Source organism: Aeoliella fuhlenseeensis (genome assembly GCF_052161615.1).
GTDB lineage: Bacteria > Planctomycetota > Planctomycetia > Pirellulales > Lacipirellulaceae > Aeoliella.
The window spans coordinates 4645151-4664901 of sequence record NZ_CP197417.1 but is presented as its reverse complement, the minus strand read 5'-3'; the positions used below and the strand labels follow the sequence as shown (position 1 = coordinate 4664901).

The window sequence follows — 19751 nt, the reverse complement described above, 5'->3', positions numbered from 1 at the left end:
ACTGCTACTCGCCCAAGCCAGGGGTGAACAGCGGGGTGAACGTGCCCTCGGCAGTCGACGTCGTCAGGTCGGCTTTCATCGCCATCGTCTTTCCGCGCAGGGGTGCAGGAGAGCGCTGGGGCTGAGAGAGAAACGGAACAGGAAACTTCCTCGCAGTAGCCGGCTCGCTCGACGACCGCCGTGGTCGTGGTACGTCTTTTGTTCGCACGCCGAGGAAGCTATCGGATATGGGCACCATTCTAATCGACAAACTGCTCTCCGCTGCTATCAAGCAGGGGGCCAGCGACTTGCACATCACGGTGGGCCAGCCGCCGGTGGTGCGTTTGCATGGTCGGATGCAGAAACTCAAGACCAAGGTGCTCGAACCCGAGGACACCATGGGCCTGATGAAAAGCATCACGCCCGAACGCTGCCAGCAGGAGTTCCAGGAAACCGGTAGTACCGACTTCGGTTTTGCCTTCGGCGACCAAGCCCGCTTCCGCGTGTCGATCTTTCGGCAGCGCGGCAAAGTGGCGATGGTGCTGCGGCAGATTCCCGTCGACCTGTGGACGATGGATCAGCTGAAGATCCCCGAAGTGTTCAAGAAGATGATCACGCGGCCGCGTGGACTGGTGCTGGTCACCGGGCCGACGGGCTCGGGTAAATCGACGTCGCTGGCGGCGATGGTCGACTACCTGAACGAGAACGTCGACCACCACATCATCACGATCGAAGACCCGATCGAGTTTCAGCACAACCACAAGAAGTCGACCATCAATCAGCGCGAAGTGGGCGTGGACGTCACGAGCTTTGCCGAGGCGATTCGCCGGGCACTGCGTCAGGACCCTGACGTGATCCTGGTGGGCGAAATGCGCGACCTCGAGACCATCGAGGCGGCCATCACGGCGGCCGAAACGGGCCACATCGTGTTTGGCACGCTCCACACTTCGAGCGCCGCCGGCACGATCAACCGCATCATCGACGTGTTCCCAACGCACCAGCAGGATCAGATTCGGACGCAGCTCGCGAGCTCGATCATTGGCATCTTGTCGCAGCAACTGCTCAAGAAGATCGGTGGTGGCCGTGTCGCCGCGCACGAGGTGCTGGTGGTGACGCCCGGTATCGCCAACCTGATTCGCGAGAACAAGATTTTCCGCATCACGTCGCAGATTCAAACGGGTGCGAAGTTCGGCATGAAGCTGCTGGACGATCACATCTTCCAGTTGTGGAAAGACGGCATCGTCAGCAAAGAAGACTGCATCGCCAAATGCAACAACCCCGAAGAACTGGCCGCACGGTTCGCAGCCGCCGAGCGCGGAATGTTCGACGACATGCCAACCGAAGAGATGGCGCAGTAACAAACAAAGTAACCGGTACCTGTCATTCTGAAGGAGTTTCAACGACGGAAGAATCTCGCCGAAGGCAAAGTAGATCCTTCAGTCGCTTAGGCTCGCTCAGGATGACACGAGGGGCTGCTCCCTCAGAGTGACACAGTTCGCAGGCTTTACAAACTACATAGAACTCATCGCGTAAGACTCGACTATGGCAATGCGGCGTATTGGACAGATTCTGGTCGACATGGGCTACTTGTCCGACGAGCAGCTTGAACTGCTGATCGACGAGCAAAAGCAGCAGCCTGGGCAGTTGTTCGGCCGCGTCGCGATGGACATGGGTCTGGTGAACGACGAGCAGGTCGCTCAGGCGCTCGGCGAGCAGATGGGCCTTCGCGTCGTCACGGTCTCGGACCTGACGATCGACAAGAAGGTGCTGGCCATGGTCACCGAGCCAATGGCCCAGATGTACCGCATCATTCCGACCGAGTTCGACGGCAACACGCTCACCGTCGCCATGAGCAATCCGCAGAATTTGGCGGTGCAGGACGAGTTGCGGACGTTCCTGGGTTACAACATCCGCGTCGCGGTGACGACCGACGCCAGCTTGAACGCCGCGCTCGAGCGCTACTACGGCGAGAACACCGAGAGCGTCGAGAGCCTGGTGGGTGACCTCGAAGCCGATACAGACTTGGCTCGCGCGGCGGCCGAGATCAACAAAGACGGGCCGATCGACCTGACGAGCGTCGAAGCCCTCGCCGATAGCGCGCCGGTTCGCAAGCTGCTGAACATGGTGCTGCTGCTGGCGATTAAGGATCACGCGAGCGACTTGCACTTCGAGCCGTTCGAAGACGAGTTCCGCATCCGCATCAAGGCCGATGGCGTGCTTTACGAAATGGTGCCGCCCCCGCGTCACCTGGCGTTCGCGATTACGACGCGTATCAAAGTGATGGCGAACCTCGACATCGCCGAGCGACGCATGCCGCAGGACGGACGCATCGAGTTGACCGTCGGTGGCCACCCGGTCGACTTGCGTGTGAGCGTGCTGCCGACGATGTTCGGCGAGAGCGTGGTTATGCGGGTGCTTGATCGTTCGGTGGTGTCGCTCGACCTGGCGAAGGTCGGCCTCAACGCCGATACGATGGCCAAGTTCCGCGACGCCATCAAGAAACCCAACGGCATCGTGCTGGTCACCGGGCCGACCGGTTCGGGCAAGACCACCACGCTCTATTCGGCGCTCAACGAACTGAACAGCATCGAGGACAAGCTGATCACCACCGAGGACCCGGTGGAGTACGACATGGATGGCATCATCCAGGTGCCGATCGATGCGTCGATTGGCAATACGTTCGCACAGTGCCTGCGTGCCATCCTGCGGCAAGACCCCGACAAGATCCTGGTGGGTGAGATTCGCGATCTGGAGACGGCGGAAATCGCCGTGCAGGCGTCGCTCACCGGCCACTTGGTGTTCAGCACGCTGCACACGAACGACGCCCCCAGCACCATTACGCGACTCAAAGATATGGGCGTCCCAACGTTCCTTATCACGGCGACGGTCGAGGCCATTTTGGCCCAGCGACTGGTCCGCCGGGTCTGCAAGAACTGCCGCGAAGAGTACCACCCTTCGCAAGAAGTGCTCGACGACATGGAGATCACCCCCGAGCAGATGAAGGGCAAGAAGTTCTATCGTGGTAGCGGCTGCGAAGTCTGCAACAACACGGGCTACAAAGGCCGCGTTGGTTTGTTCGAGCTGATGATCATGAACAACGATCTCCGCGACATGATCATGGAGAACTGCCAAACGGAAGAACTTCGTAAGGCAGCCGAGAAACATGGAATGGTCACCCTCCGCACCGCCGGCCTGCAAGCCGCGCTCGAAGGAACCACCACGCCGGAAGAAGTGATTCGCGAGACGATTTTGGAGGCGTAACGTACAACGGCAAGCGGTTGTGTCATCCTGAGGGAGTCTCGGCATCCTATGTCATCCTGATGGAGCCTAAGCGACTGAAGGATCTCCGCTGCCATTAAGAACGCGTGAACGAGATCGAGCAGTAGTAAGCGAGATTAACTGCGACGCGACCACGGCCCTTACGGTCCCCGCTCGCCTTAGGAATGCTCGCCTGAGAGAGTTTGAGATAGAGAGCGACCTGTAACACTTAACCCCCGAACGGAATGAGTTCCGTTCTACGAGCCATGCCTACTTTCCAATTCGAAGCGATGGACGCCACGGGTGCCGAGATCAAAGACGTGATCGAGGCGGGGACCGAGGAAGAAGCGCAGGCGACTATTCGCCAAATGGGCTACTTCGTGACGAAGATTTCCGTCAAGAAGAGCCGCAAGAAGGAAGACACCGGCCCGGCGAAGAAGAAGCGGGGCTTCGTGTTCGGCAGCGTGAAGAGCAAAGACCTCACCACGTTCACCCGCCAGCTCTCGATTCTCCAGGACGCCGGCCTGCCGATTCTGCGCTCGCTCCGCATTTTGGCCACGCAGGCCAAGCCAGGCCGACTGAAGTACTCGCTCGAAGACACCTGCGACGAAATCGAAGCCGGTTCGACGCTGTCCGAAGCGATGGCGAAGAGCCCCAAGTGCTTCAATCGGTTGTACGTCAACATGATCAAAGCCGGCGAGGCCGGCGGTGCGCTCGAACTCATCCTTCAGCGTCTAGCCGACTTCCAGGAACGGGCCGAGTCGCTTAAGCGGAAGGTCAAAGGCGCGATGATCTACCCGGTGTTCGTGGTGGGCATCGCCGTGTTGATCTTGACGATGATCTTGATCTTCATCGTGCCGAGCTTCGAGCAGATCTTCACCGAGTTCGACCTCGAACTCCCCGACATGACCAAGCTGCTGGTGAACATGTCGAAGTGGACCGTGCAGTTCTGGTACTTGATCCCGTTGATTCCGACCAGCATCTGGTTGTTCATCAAACTGGTCCGCAAGTTCAAGCAGGGCCGCATGGGTTGGGACCAGTACATCATCAAGGTGCCGATCTTCGGCGGCCTGTTCGAGAAGAACACGATGGCCCGCACCGCGCGAACGCTCGGCACGCTGGTCGCCTCGGGCGTGCCGATTCTCGAAGCCCTGAACATCACCCGCGACACGGCGGGCAACGCCGTGTTCGAGCGAATGTATACCCGCATCAGCGAGGCGATTCGCGAGGGCGAGTCGATCGCCAAGCCCATGAAGGAGAACAGCACGCCCGGCTTCCATCCGGTGGCGCTATTCTTCTGGATCACGTCGATTCCGGTGCTTGGCGCGCTGATTTACCTGATGAAGTACAAGCAGCGCATCGTCGACGACATCGTGGTGAACATGGTGGACGTCGGTGAGGAAACGGGCGAGCTCGACACGATGCTTTACAAGGTGGCCGACGTGTACGACGAAGAAGTCGCCGTGCTGACGGACAGCCTGACGAAGCTGATGGAACCGATCCTGATCATCATCCTGGGCGGCATGGTCGGCTTCATCGTCATCGCCCTGTTCATCCCGCTAGTGAAGCTGATCGAAGGTTTGAGCTAGTCGTTCAACCCCCATGCCGACTGCCGTCGGACCCAATATAACCACCAGAACCCATCCTGCTCATTGAGGGGCGCTAACATGAAACGATCTCCATCCGGCTTCACCCTGGTCGAACTCTTGGTAGTGATCGGCATCATCGCGGCGCTCGCCTCGCTGCTGCTGGTGGCAGGTAGCGCGGCGATGCGTGCATCGCGCGAGGCGGCGATTAAGGTCGAAGCTGGGCAGATCGCTGATGCGTTCACCGCCTACACAAACGATGTTTCGGCGGGATCGTATCCACCCAATCTGACGTACTTACCACAGAATAACACGACCAATGCTGAGGCCTTCAACAGCTTCAAGCGACACTTCAACAAAGCGTTTCCGCAGCATAGGGAGTCCCCGAAGTTAATCGAGTTGCTCGCTACTGGCATCGCGGACGGTGACTACCGGCTTGGTCAGGCTAGTGGCACACCCGAGGCGATCGGCCTCACCCCTTTCGAGGCGATTCCCTTCTGGTTGGGGGGATTCAGTTCTGACCCCAAGTATCCGATTAGCGGGCCGGGCGGACCTTCGTTTAATAAGTTGCAAGGCGAGGATCTGGCCTCTCGGAAGGGCATTGGCTTGTTCGACGTTACTAGAATGGGCCCACGTGATTCCGGTGGTAATGCTTATGGTGGCCGCTACATCGAGTATCCCGATCCTGCCGACAGCAGTATTACGAGACAAATTAATCTCTGGGTCTACTTTCCTCGGAATCTCACCCAGCCCTACGCGTACTTCGATGCGTCGAGCAAACCAAAGTACAAGGTCGCCTACGGCAGCCAGGAGCTTTCGCCGCTGGCCATTTTGAAGGCCAATGCCACGGGTGGCACCACCATCGGAAACCTTCGCCTAGCCAACGACGGAAAGTGCCAGATTCTGTCGTGCGGACTAGACGACGCATGGGGTAACTTCGCGGCCGAGGGCCTTCCCGTCGATTGGACCCAAGCTGGCACCACTTCCTACGGCGGCATCCTCTACCCCGATGGTCCTTGGACGGGCGAGCTTGCCGACACGATTACGAACTTCTCCACCGGTCGTACCCTCGAGGATTCGCAGCCATGATCTGGAATTTGGAAGGCGGAAGGCGGAAGGCGGAAAGACGCGCAAGCGTTGGGATGAAGGTGCGCGCTTCGAATTCCCCCTTCACCCTTCCTCATTCCCCCTTGGCCCGAGGACCTGCTGCCAACTCGCGATCCGGCTTCACCCTCGTGGAACTGCTCATCGTCATCTCCATCATCGCCATCCTGTCGGCGATGCTCTTGGGCGTGGCGGCCACGTCGGCCGAGCAGGCCCGCGGCTCGCGGAGCAAGAGCATGGTCGCCAAGATCAACAGCTTGGTGATGCAGCAGTACGACACGTATAAAGATCGACGGGCGCCGGTGAAGTCCTCGTTGCAAGGCAAGCGCAGCATCGACCAAGCCAAGTACCGCCTTTCGGCACTTCGGGAGTTGATGAAAATGGAGATGCCAGATCGTTGGAGCGATGTGTTGCTCGGCCAAGTCCCAAGTGATCCTAAGAATGCAACTTTCCGCGACCCAGATTTTTTGGCTCCCAATGAGGGATCCACTTTCAAGGGTCCAACACCAATAATTGAGACGTACCGCCGGCAGTATTTTGCGATGGCAAATGCCAATGTCTCTAGAGACGACATTCTGGCGAACGAAAGCGCCGAGTGCCTGTACTTATTCGTCATGCATGCCACTTCGGACGGCGAAGCACGCGGCTTATTCAATGAGAGCAGCATCGGCGACACCGATGGCGATGGGGCGTACGAGTTTCTCGATGGTTGGGGAAACCCCATCAGTTTCATCCGGTGGCCGGCTGGATTCGATTCGAGCAAGCAAAACAATGTTCCCGCATTGAACAAATTGGTAAGTGCCGGCGAAACCAACAAAGTAGTTGAGGCCATTGCCGTCGATCACGACCCATTTGATATGTTTCGAGTGGATAGTTATCCCAATCCGAGCAACACAGGTCCGCGCGGATTTCGATTGATGCCGCTGATCTACTCTCTTGGATCGGATGAGGCTTCTGGCCTGCAAGAGGCACCCAATTATGTAGCCATCGCGGATCCTTACGCCTCACCAAGTGGCTACCTCGGTGAATCGATCAGCGACGAATCCGTCGACAACATCACCAATCACAACTTGACGGGCGAATGATCATGAATTCGGAACGGCGAAAGGTGAACGCGGAACGAAGCCAAGGCGAGCTCCATGGTCGCTCTGCGCTTGTTCCTCCTTCCCCCTTCCGCATTCCCCATTCGAGTCATCCAATGCCGCAGCTATTCCGCCGTGGCATGACCTTGATCGAACTCCTGATCGTCATCGTCATCCTCGCCACGCTCACGGCGGCGGCGCTGCCGCTCTTAACGCCGTCGACCATGGAGCGGCGGCTCCGCGAAGCATCGCGGGGGCTCAACATGTACATCGCCCAGGCCCAGGCCAAGGCGGTTAGCACGCAAAGGCCCTATGGTGTGGCGCTCAAGCGTCTGTCGGCCGAAACGGGCAACGCTGGCGACGCGGGCGTGTGTCTCGAAGTGATCTCGGTCGAACAGCCAGTGCCGTACGCGGGGTTCGATGAGAACTCGCGAGTTCGCGTGGCGATCAATTCGAGTACCTTCGGGACCTACGCTGCCTACCAGACAGTGCGAATCGAGTTCGTTGCTCGTGATTCGACCGCCGCTAATAGTAGCGTCCTCCCGCCGGGATGGCGGGCCGACCTTCTGCCCAATTTGCTACTTCGCGAAGGCGACGTCGTAGAAGTGATGGGGACCCGGTATCAGCTTTCGGGCGAAGCTGGGAGAGTGGATGCAGCGACCGGCTACCTCATCGGTAACACGGGGTCACCAACCAACATCGTTCAGCTAATCGGCATCCCCCTGAACTCTACCGGCCAAGCGTTGAAGCCGGTGTACGCCAACGACGGAACCCGATTGACGCCGGCGCTTCTCCAGATGGGGAACGCCGCCCCTTACTGGACGGAGCCCGCCCCGTACAAGATTTACCGCCAGCCGGTGCCGGCTTCGGGCGACCCGTACCAGATGCCCGAGGGGAGCGCGATTGACCTGGAAGTCTCCGGAATCATGGGCGAATTGCCGTTCCAAGCCGGTGCAAACGTTATATCCCCGGTCTACATCATGTTCAGCCCCGAGGGGAGCATCGAACGAGTTCAGTACAGCCGCGTACTAAATGCAGAGAACCTTAGTCTCGGCGTGGACAATACGCCTGTCACCCCGTCGTCCAGCGTGTCGCTACTGGTGGGCCGTCGAGAACTTATCCCGGCCGACCAGACATTGAACTTGGAAGGCGGCAGCGAAACCGAGAACGAATTAGAGAAGGCAAAGCTCAACCACTTAAATCTTGAGAGTCGCTGGGTATCGATCGGCGCTTCGACCGGTGCTGTAGTGACGACAGAAAATGCACGAGTGCGTCTACCGGTGACGACGGTTAATTTCGATGGCAATGGTGACACAGAGATGAATCGGCGACGCACCCAGATCACCGCGGCCCAGGAGTTCGCCCGCGGCATGCGGCGGATCGGCGGCGGCTGATAGTACCCATAGAACCTCCACACTACGTGTGGAGAAGCGGATCGCGACGCTTACAAACTTTGATAACGGAACCGAACTACGAACTGATCTAAGTGGCCTCTCCCTACGGAGTAGGGAGGTACAAAAAACTTCTCAGGGGCAAAGCTGAGAACCGAGACAACCAAATGCAACTCTTCATCCCCAGTCCCCAGACCCTAGCCTCCAGCCCCTCGCCGCGCCACGGCGTGACGCTGACCGAGGTGCTGATTTCGATCGGCATCCTCGCCGTCGGGCTATTGGGCGCGGCGGCCATGTTTCCGGTGGGGAGCTACTTCATGCAAAAGGGCGAAGTCGCCGACCGCGGCGCCGCCATCGCCCAAGCCGCCTTCGCCGACTTGGTGGCGCGGGGAGATTTGAACCCCGAGAACTGGCGGGCGTGGGATGCACCCAATGGCGTCTACCAGCCGATGGGGCAGGCAATGCGAAACTGGATGTCGGCCAACGCCGCCGTGCGAATCAACAGCGGTGAAGCCGACTACCAGACCCAGATGAACGCGGCCGCGGGATTCGTGTACATCATCGATCCGCTAGGAACGGCGGGAGCATTTCGGGCTGGCGATAGCACCCTGACGCAACTGACGATGGCACCCATGCGCCTCGCGACCCCGATGGATTTCAGCGCGAATGAATTCGATGGGACATGGCCGGTGCGTCGGCTTTGCACGAAGTCGATGGTCATGGGCAACGTCCTTCCCTCGGAGCCCGTCGCGCGAAGCCTCTACATGAGCGGTGACGACATTGCGTTCGATCTGCCGGAAGAAGGGGACAACCCCTCGCAGCAGCAAGTGATCAAAGGACAGAACTCGAGCGGCGACACTGTCGCCGTCGCCCGTCAAAATCGTGGCGACTATTCGTGGATGGCGATGGTCGCCCCCACGCAGAGCGATGCCCGCGAAGCGATTGGGCTCAATCCGTCGGCGTACTACTTCGACGTGTCGGTCATCGTGTTCTACAAGCGGCCGATCGCGAGCATCTCGACCACCGAGTCGCTGGTGAAGGGCTACATCGTTTCGACCGGCACCGGCGGCGGCGAGATCTTGCTCGACTCCGACCCGCTGACCGACGCCTACGACGACTTCAAGGTCGGCCAGTGGGTGATGGTCAGCGCACCGCACCCATCGAGCAGCGAGATCGAACCCCTGTTCTTCTCGCAGTGGTACCGCGTGCTGTCGATCAACGACACACCGGATAACCAAGGCAACGGCCCGGCTCAGTTCACAAACGAGACCACGCAGCGCCGCATCGGCCTTCGCGGTCCTGATTGGCCGTGGAAGACGGCTGGCACACCGGTTCGCGTGGGCATTTTCCCCGGCGCGGTGGCCGTGCATACCAAGACGATGCGGCTAGAGTCGCAGGGACCCTATTCGCGCTGAAGCGAGTGGGCGGTGGGCAGTGAGCAGTCTTGATCACTTCCCCTTTACCGCCCGCCGCTCACCGCCAACCGCCCACTACTTACACCTACCGCCTACAGCGCCGGCAAGTCGCTGAGGGCACTTTAAAAACGGGACACGAGAGATGAGTCGTAACCAACTCCGCAAGCTGCATGCTCGCCGCACTCGGTGGATGCTCCGCGCCCAGCGTCGCGATCGTCGCGGCGTGCTGCTGATGGTGGTGCTGAGCATGCTCGCGCTGTTCTTGCTGCTGGGCACCGCGTTTTTGGTGTCGAGCCGCTTCTACGCCACGACGGGCAAAGAAGCCGGCAAGCTGAATCGCACGACCAACAACCCCGCCGACCTGATGGAGCGGGCCATGCTGCAAGTGCTCCGCGACACGAACAACCCCAGCTCGTCGATTAGGTATCACAGCTTGCTGCGCGATGTGTATGGGAGCGATGGGTTTATTGCGGAAGTGATGGTTCCGGAGAACGCGCGTCGCGACTTGATGGCCCAGTATTCGGGTGCCTCGCTACCGAGCGCTGGGTCGCTCACAACTCCCCCGCTGCTAGGACATACCCAGGGGCAATTCATTGACCTCTATGTGGTAGATCCGCTTGCGCTTCCTGGTGAGCTTCCGGACTCGCAGCACGTCATCAAGTTAGAGCGGTCGCCCACGGGGTTCACCGTGGACCACGATTTGGAGACCGCCAAGAATTACCACGCGGGTTGCATCCTCACGATGCTCGCGGGTCCAGCGGCGGGGCAATCGACCCGAATCATTAGCTCGCAGGTGGTCGACTATGTCCAGCAGCCCACGCCCAATGGGAACAGCCCCCGTCCGATTGTGCGATTGCGAGTGATGGCATTTCCGGCATCAAACGGCGCGGCGATGACTCCTGGCAAGAGTTCTGTGGCTGCAAGAGACGTCGAACTTCTCGACGTCGCTGGCTACGCCTTTATGGTCAATGGCCGCGCGAATAGCGGTACCGGCGCTGGTCTCAATCGACTGGCGCAGCGTGGCGCGGCGAAGTTGAGCACTGTTGAGGTGCAGCTCGATCAAGGCGGCAACCCTCTGGACATGCACGAGGTCGCCCTGACGCCCAACTACCGATTCTTTCCGAGCGGGCTGTCGCAGTATCACCCGACAACTGGTGTTTCGATGATCGGGTCGAACCATCCGACTGCGGGGTTTCAACCCTTCGGTAATTTCGGCCAGGGGCAAAATCTCTACCCCACTGCCGAAGGTCCTGGCGGTAGCAACGAGTCGTACGACGCGGTCGACTACCAAAACATGTTCCTCGCCCACATGCCCGTGTCGCCGCGAGCGACGGCGAGCTTGATTGATGCGAATGGGGTGCAGGTAGAACTGGGAGATACTAATGGCGTTCAGTTGATGATAAATAACGCTCAGGTGGCGATGCGGCCCGACATGGAGAACACCATTGTCCCGTCTTTCCACCAACCAGCGCTCATCAATTACTGGTACCAGCGGCTGCACGATGCCCCGTGGCTAGCCAATCAGCTGACAGATGAGAACGTTCGGGCTGCGACGATCCTAGCACCGTATGGAGCGAATGGACTTACAGGTGTTGGTACACCGATCAACGATCAGATCGCTGGCATCAAGCGGAAGATCTCGCTTAGGCCAATTCGCGAAGATCACCCCAGTTTTGACGGAGGAAATGCTGCCTCAACTTACAGCGGCACTTTATCTCCCACCGGAACAAGACAGCGTCTTTCCGTGAACAACGACATCCGCTTCCCCGCGTGGGAAGTCGTCGGGCCGTGGGACGTCGACAACGACAACGACGGCATCAACGACAGCGTGTGGGTCGACCTGGGCGACCCCGTGCAAGAGACCGAGAACGGCACGCTCTACAAACCACTCTACGCCTTCCTGATCGTCGACCTCGACAACCGCTTGAACGTGAACGCGCACGGGTCGCCGGATCACTTTGCTGCGGCACAGTTGGATGCGTTGAATCGTGCAAGCGACAACAACAACATCTTCGGAGATGGAAATCAGGAACTCGGAAATCTGGCTGCCGGTGATCAACGCCGACTTGGAGTTCCCACTATGCTTTGGTCCTCGGAGGTAATGCCTCACGGAATGGGTTGGGGGCCAGGTGATATCAACTTGCGGTCAATACTCTCGCCTCTGACACAGCCTTACAGCCCGGCGTTCTTATCGAACTATGGTGATCCGCGGATTGCCCCTGGGAGCCCAGTCTACGACGACTACGCGCGATTGTTTTTTGGGCGTCTCGCGGCGGACCCAGGCTCCGATGCAAACTGGGGTCGCATGGGCAGCATTAATGCTGCTCCCACATTGGGCCCGGGAAGGAACTTGAACAGTGCCGATGTTAATTCGGTCAACGCCTCCCGTGAGCCCAGCCTCGCCTTTGAGTTCGTGGGATTTCCAGTTGTGGATCACTTGCGCGCACAACAACAGTATAACTCGACGGGCGACCCAAATCTTATCCCTTACCTGGCACCCTCTGCGTTTGCCACTACTCCCGACCTTCGTGGACGCTATGCGCTAGGCGTCGACTACACGGGGCAGCCTGTGTTCGAGTCGTCTTACGATGGTTATGGCAACTACATAGGTCGGTCGCTTACTCCGCTCGTCGACGAATCGCCCTACGAAACTTACCTTTCGAAGGACGGCCGCCGCGGCGTGCCCGACGAGCAGACGACGCGTGCTGCCCTGGCTAGTTTCGGAACTACTGGTATCGCCGTGAACGACGATGCCCTGTTCGCCACTAGCGAGCTTGAGCGCCTGCTCCGTCGTTACGATCCGGAGACCGGCACGGCGCCGAGTCGTTTGCTCGACATCGTCGACGCGTTCGATCCGGTGAAGTACGCCTCGACCATTAACATCGGGTCGGCCGAGCAGAACCTTGCGTACGCCCAAACCGTCACCGGCATCAACAGCCGGCAAGTGACGACCGACAGCTACGAGATTCCGACCCCCTCGGACGTGGTGCCGAGCTACATCACCGAGCTTGGCCCGGACGGAGCTCCGGGTATCGTGGGACAAGATGATGATGGGCAGGACTCGGACGGGAATGGCGAACCGATCGACGACGCGGTTCCTTTCAACCCACAAACTGGGATGGGCGAGATCGGGTTCTTCCGCGTCGATTCGAACAACCCGCTATTCATGTCGGCGTGGTCTGACGACTTCGCTTCGTACACCGGCAAAAGCGTCGCGGAGGCCCGGTTCGTCGATGTCGTGTGGTATCGCATTCAGCGGGCGAGAGAGAAGCGACAACTTCCTATTTACAATTGGAACAATCCCGATGCCGTCGCGATCCTAAACAACATCTGCGACCAACTGCTGCCGCCGGAGGTGCTCGCCGGCTACAAGATGGACATCAATCGGCCGTTCGGCGACGGGCGGGACAACAACGGCAATGGAATTGTGGATGAACCGTTGGAAGGTGGCGAGCCGTGGCTCGACACTGACGGTAATGGGATTTGGGAAAATGAGCCGTTTATAGACCTCGATGGCGACGGACGTTTCTACGCAGATGCCAATGGCGATGATGTATGGAATCCAATCGATCCGAACGACAAATCGGATTACGTTGATGTCAACAATGATGGGGTGCTAGAACCACTCGTAGATAATCTCTGGGCCTCGCAACTCGGCGGCACCGCAGCCCTACTCAATAGCACAATGGGCAAAGACGTAACCGGCCGTACCGTTACGCCGGATGGAATCCTCCGCGACGATGCCCACCTCGCTCGCCAGCTCTACGCTCGGCATCTCTACATGCTGATGATGGTGCTGATGGACGAGGACTACCTCGCGCCGTACGATCCGGCCGACCCTTCGGGTCGGGCCTATCTGCGTGTGAAGTCAATTCTACTGAGAGTCAACACGCAACCGCCGATTAACGCGTATCAGGCCAAGCTAGAGGCTCACCGTCGCTACACCTGCCGCCAGATTGCCCAATGGGCGATCAATTGCGTCGACTTCCGCGACAGCGACTCGACCAACACACCGTTCGAGTACGACGAGTACCCGTGGGATGGCTGGGGCACCGTGACCGACGGCGGCACGCTCGACGATCTTACGGACGACACGTACTTTCCGCTGGACGGCGACCCCGCGACCGACGAGAACCACGCCCAGTACATCGATTGGGCGAACATGGGAGTCAACGGCGCCAAGGTCATCACCAATCCTACGCCGCGGTATGGTGCCGGCGGCAACCAAATTCGTGACGACAACGCCACACGGGGCCTAGTCTGGGGTGCCGAGCGGCCGGAGCTGTTGATTAGCGAGACGCTCGCGTTCCACGACATGCGGCAAGAAGACCGTGCGACCACGGCCGATGAAGGGGACAATACTACGGCTCCCACTCAAGATACGAATCGTCCGCAAGACGATGACCTCGACCAGCGCCTGGAGCCTCGCGGGTCCCTGTACGTCGAAGTCTACAACCCTAACTCCGGCGACGCACCCAAGCCGGTGGAGCTATACCGTCACGCGGATTATCGACTGTTTCCAGTTGATCGAAATGGCGATGGTGATATCAACGAGCTCGATTCGTTTAGCTTTGCCGACATCAACAACAATGGCCGGTACGATCAAGGTACCGACCAGATCGTCGAAGGGGTACTTCTCGATCGACTTTCCGACCGCGCGCACACCGATGAACTCGGCATTGTTCGCCGCTCGCCCGTGTGGCGGATCATCGTGGTCGAAGAGCATCCCGCCTACCATCCTTACGAAAGTGGGACGGATACTGTCGACGTGCCAGGTATTACGTCGCGGGACCCAGCGACATCGCATGTGGGCAATCTGGTCCCGCCTCCTACCGCAGAAGATGGAACGCCTACACCGTTAATGGACTACCACCGGGCGATCATGGGCGTGGCGCAAGTGGCCCAGCGGCCATGGCTCGCGCCGATGAACATGGACTGGGACGAGATGTTCTTCATCCCGCCTTGGACGACCGCTGACTTCTCTAACGTCCAGCAGCCATGGAAGATGTCGACATGGCAGCAGCGAAAGACGGGTAGCGAAACCAGACCCGCGAATAGCCCAAAAAATGAACAAGTGCGCGATCTGACGCGGGAGATGTTCTCGAAGCCGTATCCTTATATCGAACGCGAGATGTATTTCACCTCGGGTGATACGCCCTTCTTCAGTCACACGCGCGAATTGGAGAGTGGCAATTCGAGAGCGACCCCAGGTAGCGTACAAAGATCATACCACGACCTCGATAAAGGGCCTCTGTTACGCAAGTATTACGAAGACTTGCGAGTTCGGATTCCGCTTAATTACATCGACTTAGGGACACAGACCCTCGTCAGCGGGTCGGGCACAGTTGATTTGGTTTCAATGCCCCACCGCTTCGTCGCCACGCAGCAGGCTGTCGGCCGCCGAGACGTACGTATTGCTCCTATCATGCCAGGTCGGTACGGCGTGATTGGCGAAGCGGGTACGGTCTACCCGACTGATCGAGTCCCGGCCGCCAGTGGTGGTCGGACTCGGTACATTACGACCATTGGCCGCAATCTGCTGACTGCCAACGGCGGAGCTGAACCACAGAACGAGACCACCGACGCCGATCACCTGGGTGCCATTCTGGGAACGCGCCGGATCGAGTTGCAGCCTTCGACCAATCCGTTTGTGCAACAGTTGCTCGTAGGTGCCAACGGTGGCATTCCCGGCGCAACGGACGGTGATCGTGCAGGCGAGCTGATGACGCTTCGTAATCTTGCCAATCGAAATCAGCAGAGCCAGAGTGATGTCGTGAACATCACGGCCGAGACAGCCGATCCACCTACCGCCAGCGCAGGATCCCAAATCCTGGCACCGGTGGTGGCGATCCCCGTGGACGACATGAACATTTCGGAGCCAGCATATGGTTATGGCGTCCGCGCCCGCGAATTGTTCTACCTCGAAAGTGGGTCGGGCGACGAAGGACAAGAATGGAAGCCCGAAGCGGCGAATGGTGAAGGCGCGTTCGTCAATGTGATCGATGGAACGGAAAGTCCCGCCCACTTCGACACGCCATTTGATGTGGATCCCGAGTTCGACGAAGCTGAGAAAACTCCTAAGTTCTTGCCCAAATTCCGCGTAGTGCATTTGCAGCGGCTCGCCGATCCGACGCTTCCTTGGAATCCGCCTCCTGGTTACTTAGCGGCCTCAGACGATCCGACGAAGAAGAATTTCACGCATCACGACGCAAGGTGGCCGGTGAATCCGTACTTGACCGTCGATTCGACGGCCGTGGACCTCACGGTGTTCAATGGCGCGAGCAGCAGCCAAGCACAGGCTGGGAGCTACGATGGATTCTACTCTCGCGAGCGGACGAGCCAGCTTCGCCGCACGGTGGGTAATGCAGCAGAGTTCCCGCAACGATGGACGTTGAACCAGGACACGTTCCTCGCCTTGCGAGCCGCTGGACTTCCGAACGAAGGTCGGGCTCCGACCATGCGGTCGCGCATCTTCCCGAACGCAGTGCAGACGGATCATGCCATTTCGGAAAACCATTTCGACTACTTCTTCGGGCACTCGCTGGGATTGCCGAACCAGTCCCTCGGAGCCACCTACCTGCGTCCGGAGACGGGCTTGGCTGCCAATATGATCGACCCCACGGATGTGGTCGGCGACGATTTGGGCAACCAGCAGCAAGCACAGACCATGGGTCCGGCGCTTGGTGCGCCGCGGCCGGATCAAGCAACGGGAGTGACTTCAACGGCTCCGTGGATGACTTGGAACAATCGCCCGTTTGTGAGTGAGAGCGAATTGTTGCAGGTGCCGGCGTGGAGTTCGATGGAACTCTTGCGGAAGTTCTCGGGACTTGATTCCGCCAAGGCGGGCCAAACCGCCGCGATGAACGACTATAATCCCGGCCCCGCCTTCCGAACCGGCAATGCGAGTAGTCCCATCGACGGCGAACGCACGAATGCGGAACGCTACAAGCGAATGACCGCGGGTTTTGGACACCTCATCAACTTGAAGCAGGTGAGCCGCGATCCTGCGTACATCGAGCCCGACTCGAATGGGAACCCGGCGTGCGTAGGGGCGGCGAACTTCCATCGCATTCTCGACTACGTGCACACGCCAAGCCGCTTCGTGGCGACCGATACGCTACTAAATCCGGTCGCCTTCAGCGCGGCCGGCGTGACATCGCCTGACGATCCAAGGTCGGGTATGGCCGCGCCCTTCAACCGAGTGCCCGACTATCGCGAGCCGGGCAAGGTGAATTTGAATACGGTAGTGAGCCAGCGCGGGCCGAGCATGGCCCCCGCGAATCCCGCGGGTATCGCCGTTTGGTCGGATGTGTTCGACGGATTGATGCATCGAGTTCGCGATCAAGATCCGATCGCCTACAACCAGCCCGGATATGGACACATGGGTCCGGCGTGGAAGGACATTGTCTGGAGTCGCCGTGGTTACACCGACCCGGTTCTCGCGCATCACGCAAGTGGCGTGGATCGCGTCGACCTAGTACTTAATAACAATGTACCTTCGTTCTTTGGCAATCCGTTTCGCTCGTCGGAAGCAGGCGACTTAGTCCCGCTTGCCAGCATGGTGGACGACGGTGTGGCAGCCTCTATGCTTCGAGCCCACCCGGTGCGGCCTGGTGCCAACTTCCAATGGGGAGCGCCCGGAGTCGATAACAACGGCAATGGCTTAGTGAGCGATACGCGAGAAGCGGGTTGGCCGACTAGCGACGACGTTCCGCTGGTGACGGGAACGCCCACTCCTGAAGTTGCTGTCCCGCTCTTTAGCGAACTCACCTCCACCCCCGGCGTCGACGCCCCTCGCAACTCCGCGATGCATTACATGCCGCTGACTCGCATCGATAACCTGACCACCACGCGGAGCGGGGTGTTTGCGGTGTGGGTGACGGTGGGGTACTTTGAAGTCCTGCCGGCACCGAACTGGGATGCCGACGAGAACAACGTCCAGCAGAAGTTCCGGAACCAGACTGGCGACACGGCCGATCCTCCGCTGCGTGCTCGGGCCTTGTATGATAAGGTTTATCCGCAGGGCTATCAGCTTGGTAAGGAGCTGAAGAGCGAGACGGGCGACGTCGATCGGCATCGGTCGTTCTACATCATCGACCGCACGCGGCCGGTGGCGTTCAAGCCGGGCGAGGACGTGAACGTCGAGGACGCGATCTTGCTCCGTCGCCGGATCGATTAAAGGCAACAGGTTCCAAGGTAAAGAACAGCAGCATGGCTCAGAAGTCGACGCCCGGGATGGCCCTGTTTGTGCTTGTGCTGGTGTTCGCCTCGGCGGTGCTGATTGGGCAGTGGCGGGGTCGCCCGCAGCTGCCGCTCCCCGCGCCGCTGCCGAAGGCCAACGTTGGTGGGTGGCTGAATACCTCCGAGCCGCTCACGGCCGATGCGCTCAAGGGCAAGTGGGTGGTGGTCGACGCATGGGCCACCTGGTGTGGGCCCTGCATGGCATCGATGCCCGAGCTGGCTGAGTTCCGCAGTCGCTGGCCTGGCGACGAGGTGATCGTGATCGGAATTGCCGAAGATGCAGTGAAGAGTTTGGTGCAAGAATCGATCGACACAGTGCCCGGCTTCGATTGGCCTGTCGCTTACGGCGGCGGGAATGCCCAGATGGCCCTCGGCGTCCGCGGCCTCCCCACGCTGATCTTGTTCGACCCCGCCGGCAAAGAAGTCGCCCGCGTTGAAGGCATGAGCCGAGAAGAAGGCGGCAGCATCGGGCAGCTCGAGAAGATCATTGCCGACAGTGGGCAGTGAAAAGAGTGGGCGGTAACCCACCCACCCGCCAGGCATTGGTCATTGCCAATTCGTCATTGGTCATTTCAGCCGCTACTCCACCACTTCCCGAATGTACTTCACCGTCGGCTTGCCACTGTTGCCTACCGGTAACGCAAGCAGGTAATCCGAGGCGTAGAACAATCGCTCGCCGCGTCGCTCGGGGACCTGGAAGTTGTCGCCCTTCTGCAAGATGGTTCGCGCAAGTGGCATGCCGCCAAACGCCCGCGTGCCGGCGGACTCGATGGGGTACCAGGAGCCATTGCCCTCGGCGTCTTCGAGGTAGAACTCGGCGTACGCATGTTGGTCGACCCACACCACGCGGGCCGGCACTTTGTTCGCGCGGCACAGCGCGATAAAGACGGCGCTACGACCAAAACAATCGGCCTTGCCGTCGCGGAGCGTATCGACGGCGCTCTTATCGACTCCTTCGGAGTAGCTGACGTTCTCCAGCATGTAATCGTACAAGTACTCGACGCGCTGCCAGTCGTTGGGATCTTCGAGCTCCTCGTCCGCCTTCCTCCACAAGTCGCGGGCCAGCGTTCGAATCTGACTGTCCCGAACTTGAATCATCGGGCTTTCGGTTAGGTACTTGCGAACGGTCCGCTCGGGCTTCTTGGGAAGCACTAGGTCGGCGGTCGCTTCGTCCTCGGGGGGATCGACCGTGTTGGTGGTGACTTCGAACGTCACCACCGCGGTGGCCGTCTCGCCACTGGCGAGGGAGGGGACCGTGATGAGCATTTGCTTGGCGCCGCCATCCAGGTCGCGGTAGGTCACCTTGTCGACGTGGCGGCTGAAGTCTTCGCTCATCCGCACCACGTGCTGCTCGTCGCACTCCAGCGGGATGGCCACCATCGCGCGAATGTCGCGGCAAGCTCCCCGCGCGGCGGTGATCTCGGCGCCGACGCGGAACTGGACGGTTTCTTTTTTGCCGAACCGCTCGGGATCGGTGGTGCCGGTCGTGGGGGCTTCGAGCAATTGGGCGTTCGCCGTGCTGACGAGAAGCAGCAGGGCGAAGGAGAGCAGGAGCAGATGTCGCATGATTCTTGGCGGGGATGGCGGAAAGCGGGGCAGGGGGCGAGTGGTCGCCCAAGTTGAGCCATTCCTCCTATTTTACCCCGCCCGCATGAAGAAGGCAGAATAAAAAAACCGCCCCGTGCGGCCCCAAAC

General features: G+C 59.6%; 10 protein-coding genes. 9 read left to right on the top strand and 1 reads right to left on the bottom strand.

Annotated features, from left to right (window positions below; all coding sequences use genetic code 11):
• The first annotated feature begins 227 nt into the window (after nucleotides 1-227).
• The 9 genes from SH292x_RS18215 (at nucleotide 228) to SH292x_RS18175 (ending at nucleotide 18563) form a co-directional block, all read left to right on the top strand.
• Nucleotides 228-1337, top strand: a complete 1110-nt coding sequence (locus SH292x_RS18215; RefSeq protein WP_442482447.1) for a type IV pilus twitching motility protein PilT — start codon at nucleotides 228-230, stop codon at nucleotides 1335-1337.
• A gap of 190 nt (nucleotides 1338-1527) precedes the next feature.
• The gene (locus SH292x_RS18210) at nucleotides 1528-3240 is read left to right on the top strand and encodes a GspE/PulE family protein (protein WP_442482446.1); all 1713 of its coding nucleotides are present in this window, start codon (nucleotides 1528-1530) and stop codon (nucleotides 3238-3240) included.
• 263 nt (nucleotides 3241-3503) lie between these two features.
• On the top strand, nucleotides 3504-4826 hold the full coding sequence (locus SH292x_RS18205) for a type II secretion system F family protein (protein WP_442482445.1): 1323 nt from the start codon (nucleotides 3504-3506) through the stop codon (nucleotides 4824-4826).
• 78 nt (nucleotides 4827-4904) lie between these two features.
• Nucleotides 4905-5912: a type II secretion system protein gene (locus tag SH292x_RS18200; protein WP_442482444.1), complete on the top strand. Its 1008-nt coding sequence runs from the start codon at nucleotides 4905-4907 to the stop codon at nucleotides 5910-5912.
• Nucleotides 5909-7012 (top strand): type II secretion system protein, encoded by a 1104-nt coding sequence (locus SH292x_RS18195; RefSeq protein ID WP_442482443.1) that lies wholly within the window; start codon nucleotides 5909-5911, stop codon nucleotides 7010-7012. Before SH292x_RS18200 ends, SH292x_RS18195 begins: the two co-directional genes overlap by 4 nt.
• 113 nt (nucleotides 7013-7125) lie before the next feature.
• A complete protein-coding gene (locus tag SH292x_RS18190) occupies nucleotides 7126-8403 on the top strand; it encodes a pilus assembly FimT family protein (protein ID WP_442482442.1) in 1278 nt (425 codons plus the stop codon).
• 164 nt (nucleotides 8404-8567) lie between these two features.
• Nucleotides 8568-9815 (top strand): type IV pilus modification PilV family protein, encoded by a 1248-nt coding sequence (locus SH292x_RS18185; protein ID WP_442482441.1) that lies wholly within the window; start codon nucleotides 8568-8570, stop codon nucleotides 9813-9815.
• Nucleotides 9816-9957: 142 nt separating this feature from the next.
• Nucleotides 9958-17994 carry a hypothetical protein gene (locus SH292x_RS18180; protein ID WP_442482440.1) on the top strand — a complete coding sequence of 2679 codons (8037 nt, stop codon included), beginning with the start codon at nucleotides 9958-9960 and terminating at the stop codon, nucleotides 17992-17994.
• 32 nt (nucleotides 17995-18026) lie between these two features.
• Nucleotides 18027-18563, top strand: coding sequence for a TlpA family protein disulfide reductase (locus SH292x_RS18175; protein WP_442482439.1), 537 nt, complete (start codon nucleotides 18027-18029; stop codon nucleotides 18561-18563).
• A 72-nt stretch (nucleotides 18564-18635) separates the two neighbouring features.
• Here SH292x_RS18175 and SH292x_RS18170 read toward each other — a convergent pair whose 3' ends face one another.
• Nucleotides 18636-19622, bottom strand: coding sequence for a transglutaminase-like domain-containing protein (locus tag SH292x_RS18170; protein ID WP_442482438.1), 987 nt, complete (start codon nucleotides 19620-19622; stop codon nucleotides 18636-18638).
• Nucleotides 19623-19751 lie beyond the last annotated feature (129 nt).

What these genes read in the sequence shown, in the direction of transcription:
- SH292x_RS18175 (WP_442482439.1), top strand. Translation starts at nt 18,027, where the DNA reads ATGGCTCAGAAGTCGACGCCCGGGATGGCCCTGTTTGTGCTTGTGCTG.
- SH292x_RS18215 (WP_442482447.1), top strand. Translation starts at nt 228, where the DNA reads ATGGGCACCATTCTAATCGACAAACTGCTCTCCGCTGCTATCAAGCAG.
- SH292x_RS18200 (WP_442482444.1), top strand. Translation starts at nt 4,905, where the DNA reads ATGAAACGATCTCCATCCGGCTTCACCCTGGTCGAACTCTTGGTAGTG.
- SH292x_RS18170 (WP_442482438.1), bottom strand. Translation starts at nt 19,622, where the DNA reads ATGCGACATCTGCTCCTGCTCTCCTTCGCCCTGCTGCTTCTCGTCAGC.
- SH292x_RS18180 (WP_442482440.1), top strand. Translation starts at nt 9,958, where the DNA reads ATGAGTCGTAACCAACTCCGCAAGCTGCATGCTCGCCGCACTCGGTGG.
- SH292x_RS18185 (WP_442482441.1), top strand. Translation starts at nt 8,568, where the DNA reads ATGCAACTCTTCATCCCCAGTCCCCAGACCCTAGCCTCCAGCCCCTCG.
- SH292x_RS18210 (WP_442482446.1), top strand. Translation starts at nt 1,528, where the DNA reads ATGCGGCGTATTGGACAGATTCTGGTCGACATGGGCTACTTGTCCGAC.
- SH292x_RS18195 (WP_442482443.1), top strand. Translation starts at nt 5,909, where the DNA reads ATGATCTGGAATTTGGAAGGCGGAAGGCGGAAGGCGGAAAGACGCGCA.
- SH292x_RS18190 (WP_442482442.1), top strand. Translation starts at nt 7,126, where the DNA reads ATGCCGCAGCTATTCCGCCGTGGCATGACCTTGATCGAACTCCTGATC.
- SH292x_RS18205 (WP_442482445.1), top strand. Translation starts at nt 3,504, where the DNA reads ATGCCTACTTTCCAATTCGAAGCGATGGACGCCACGGGTGCCGAGATC.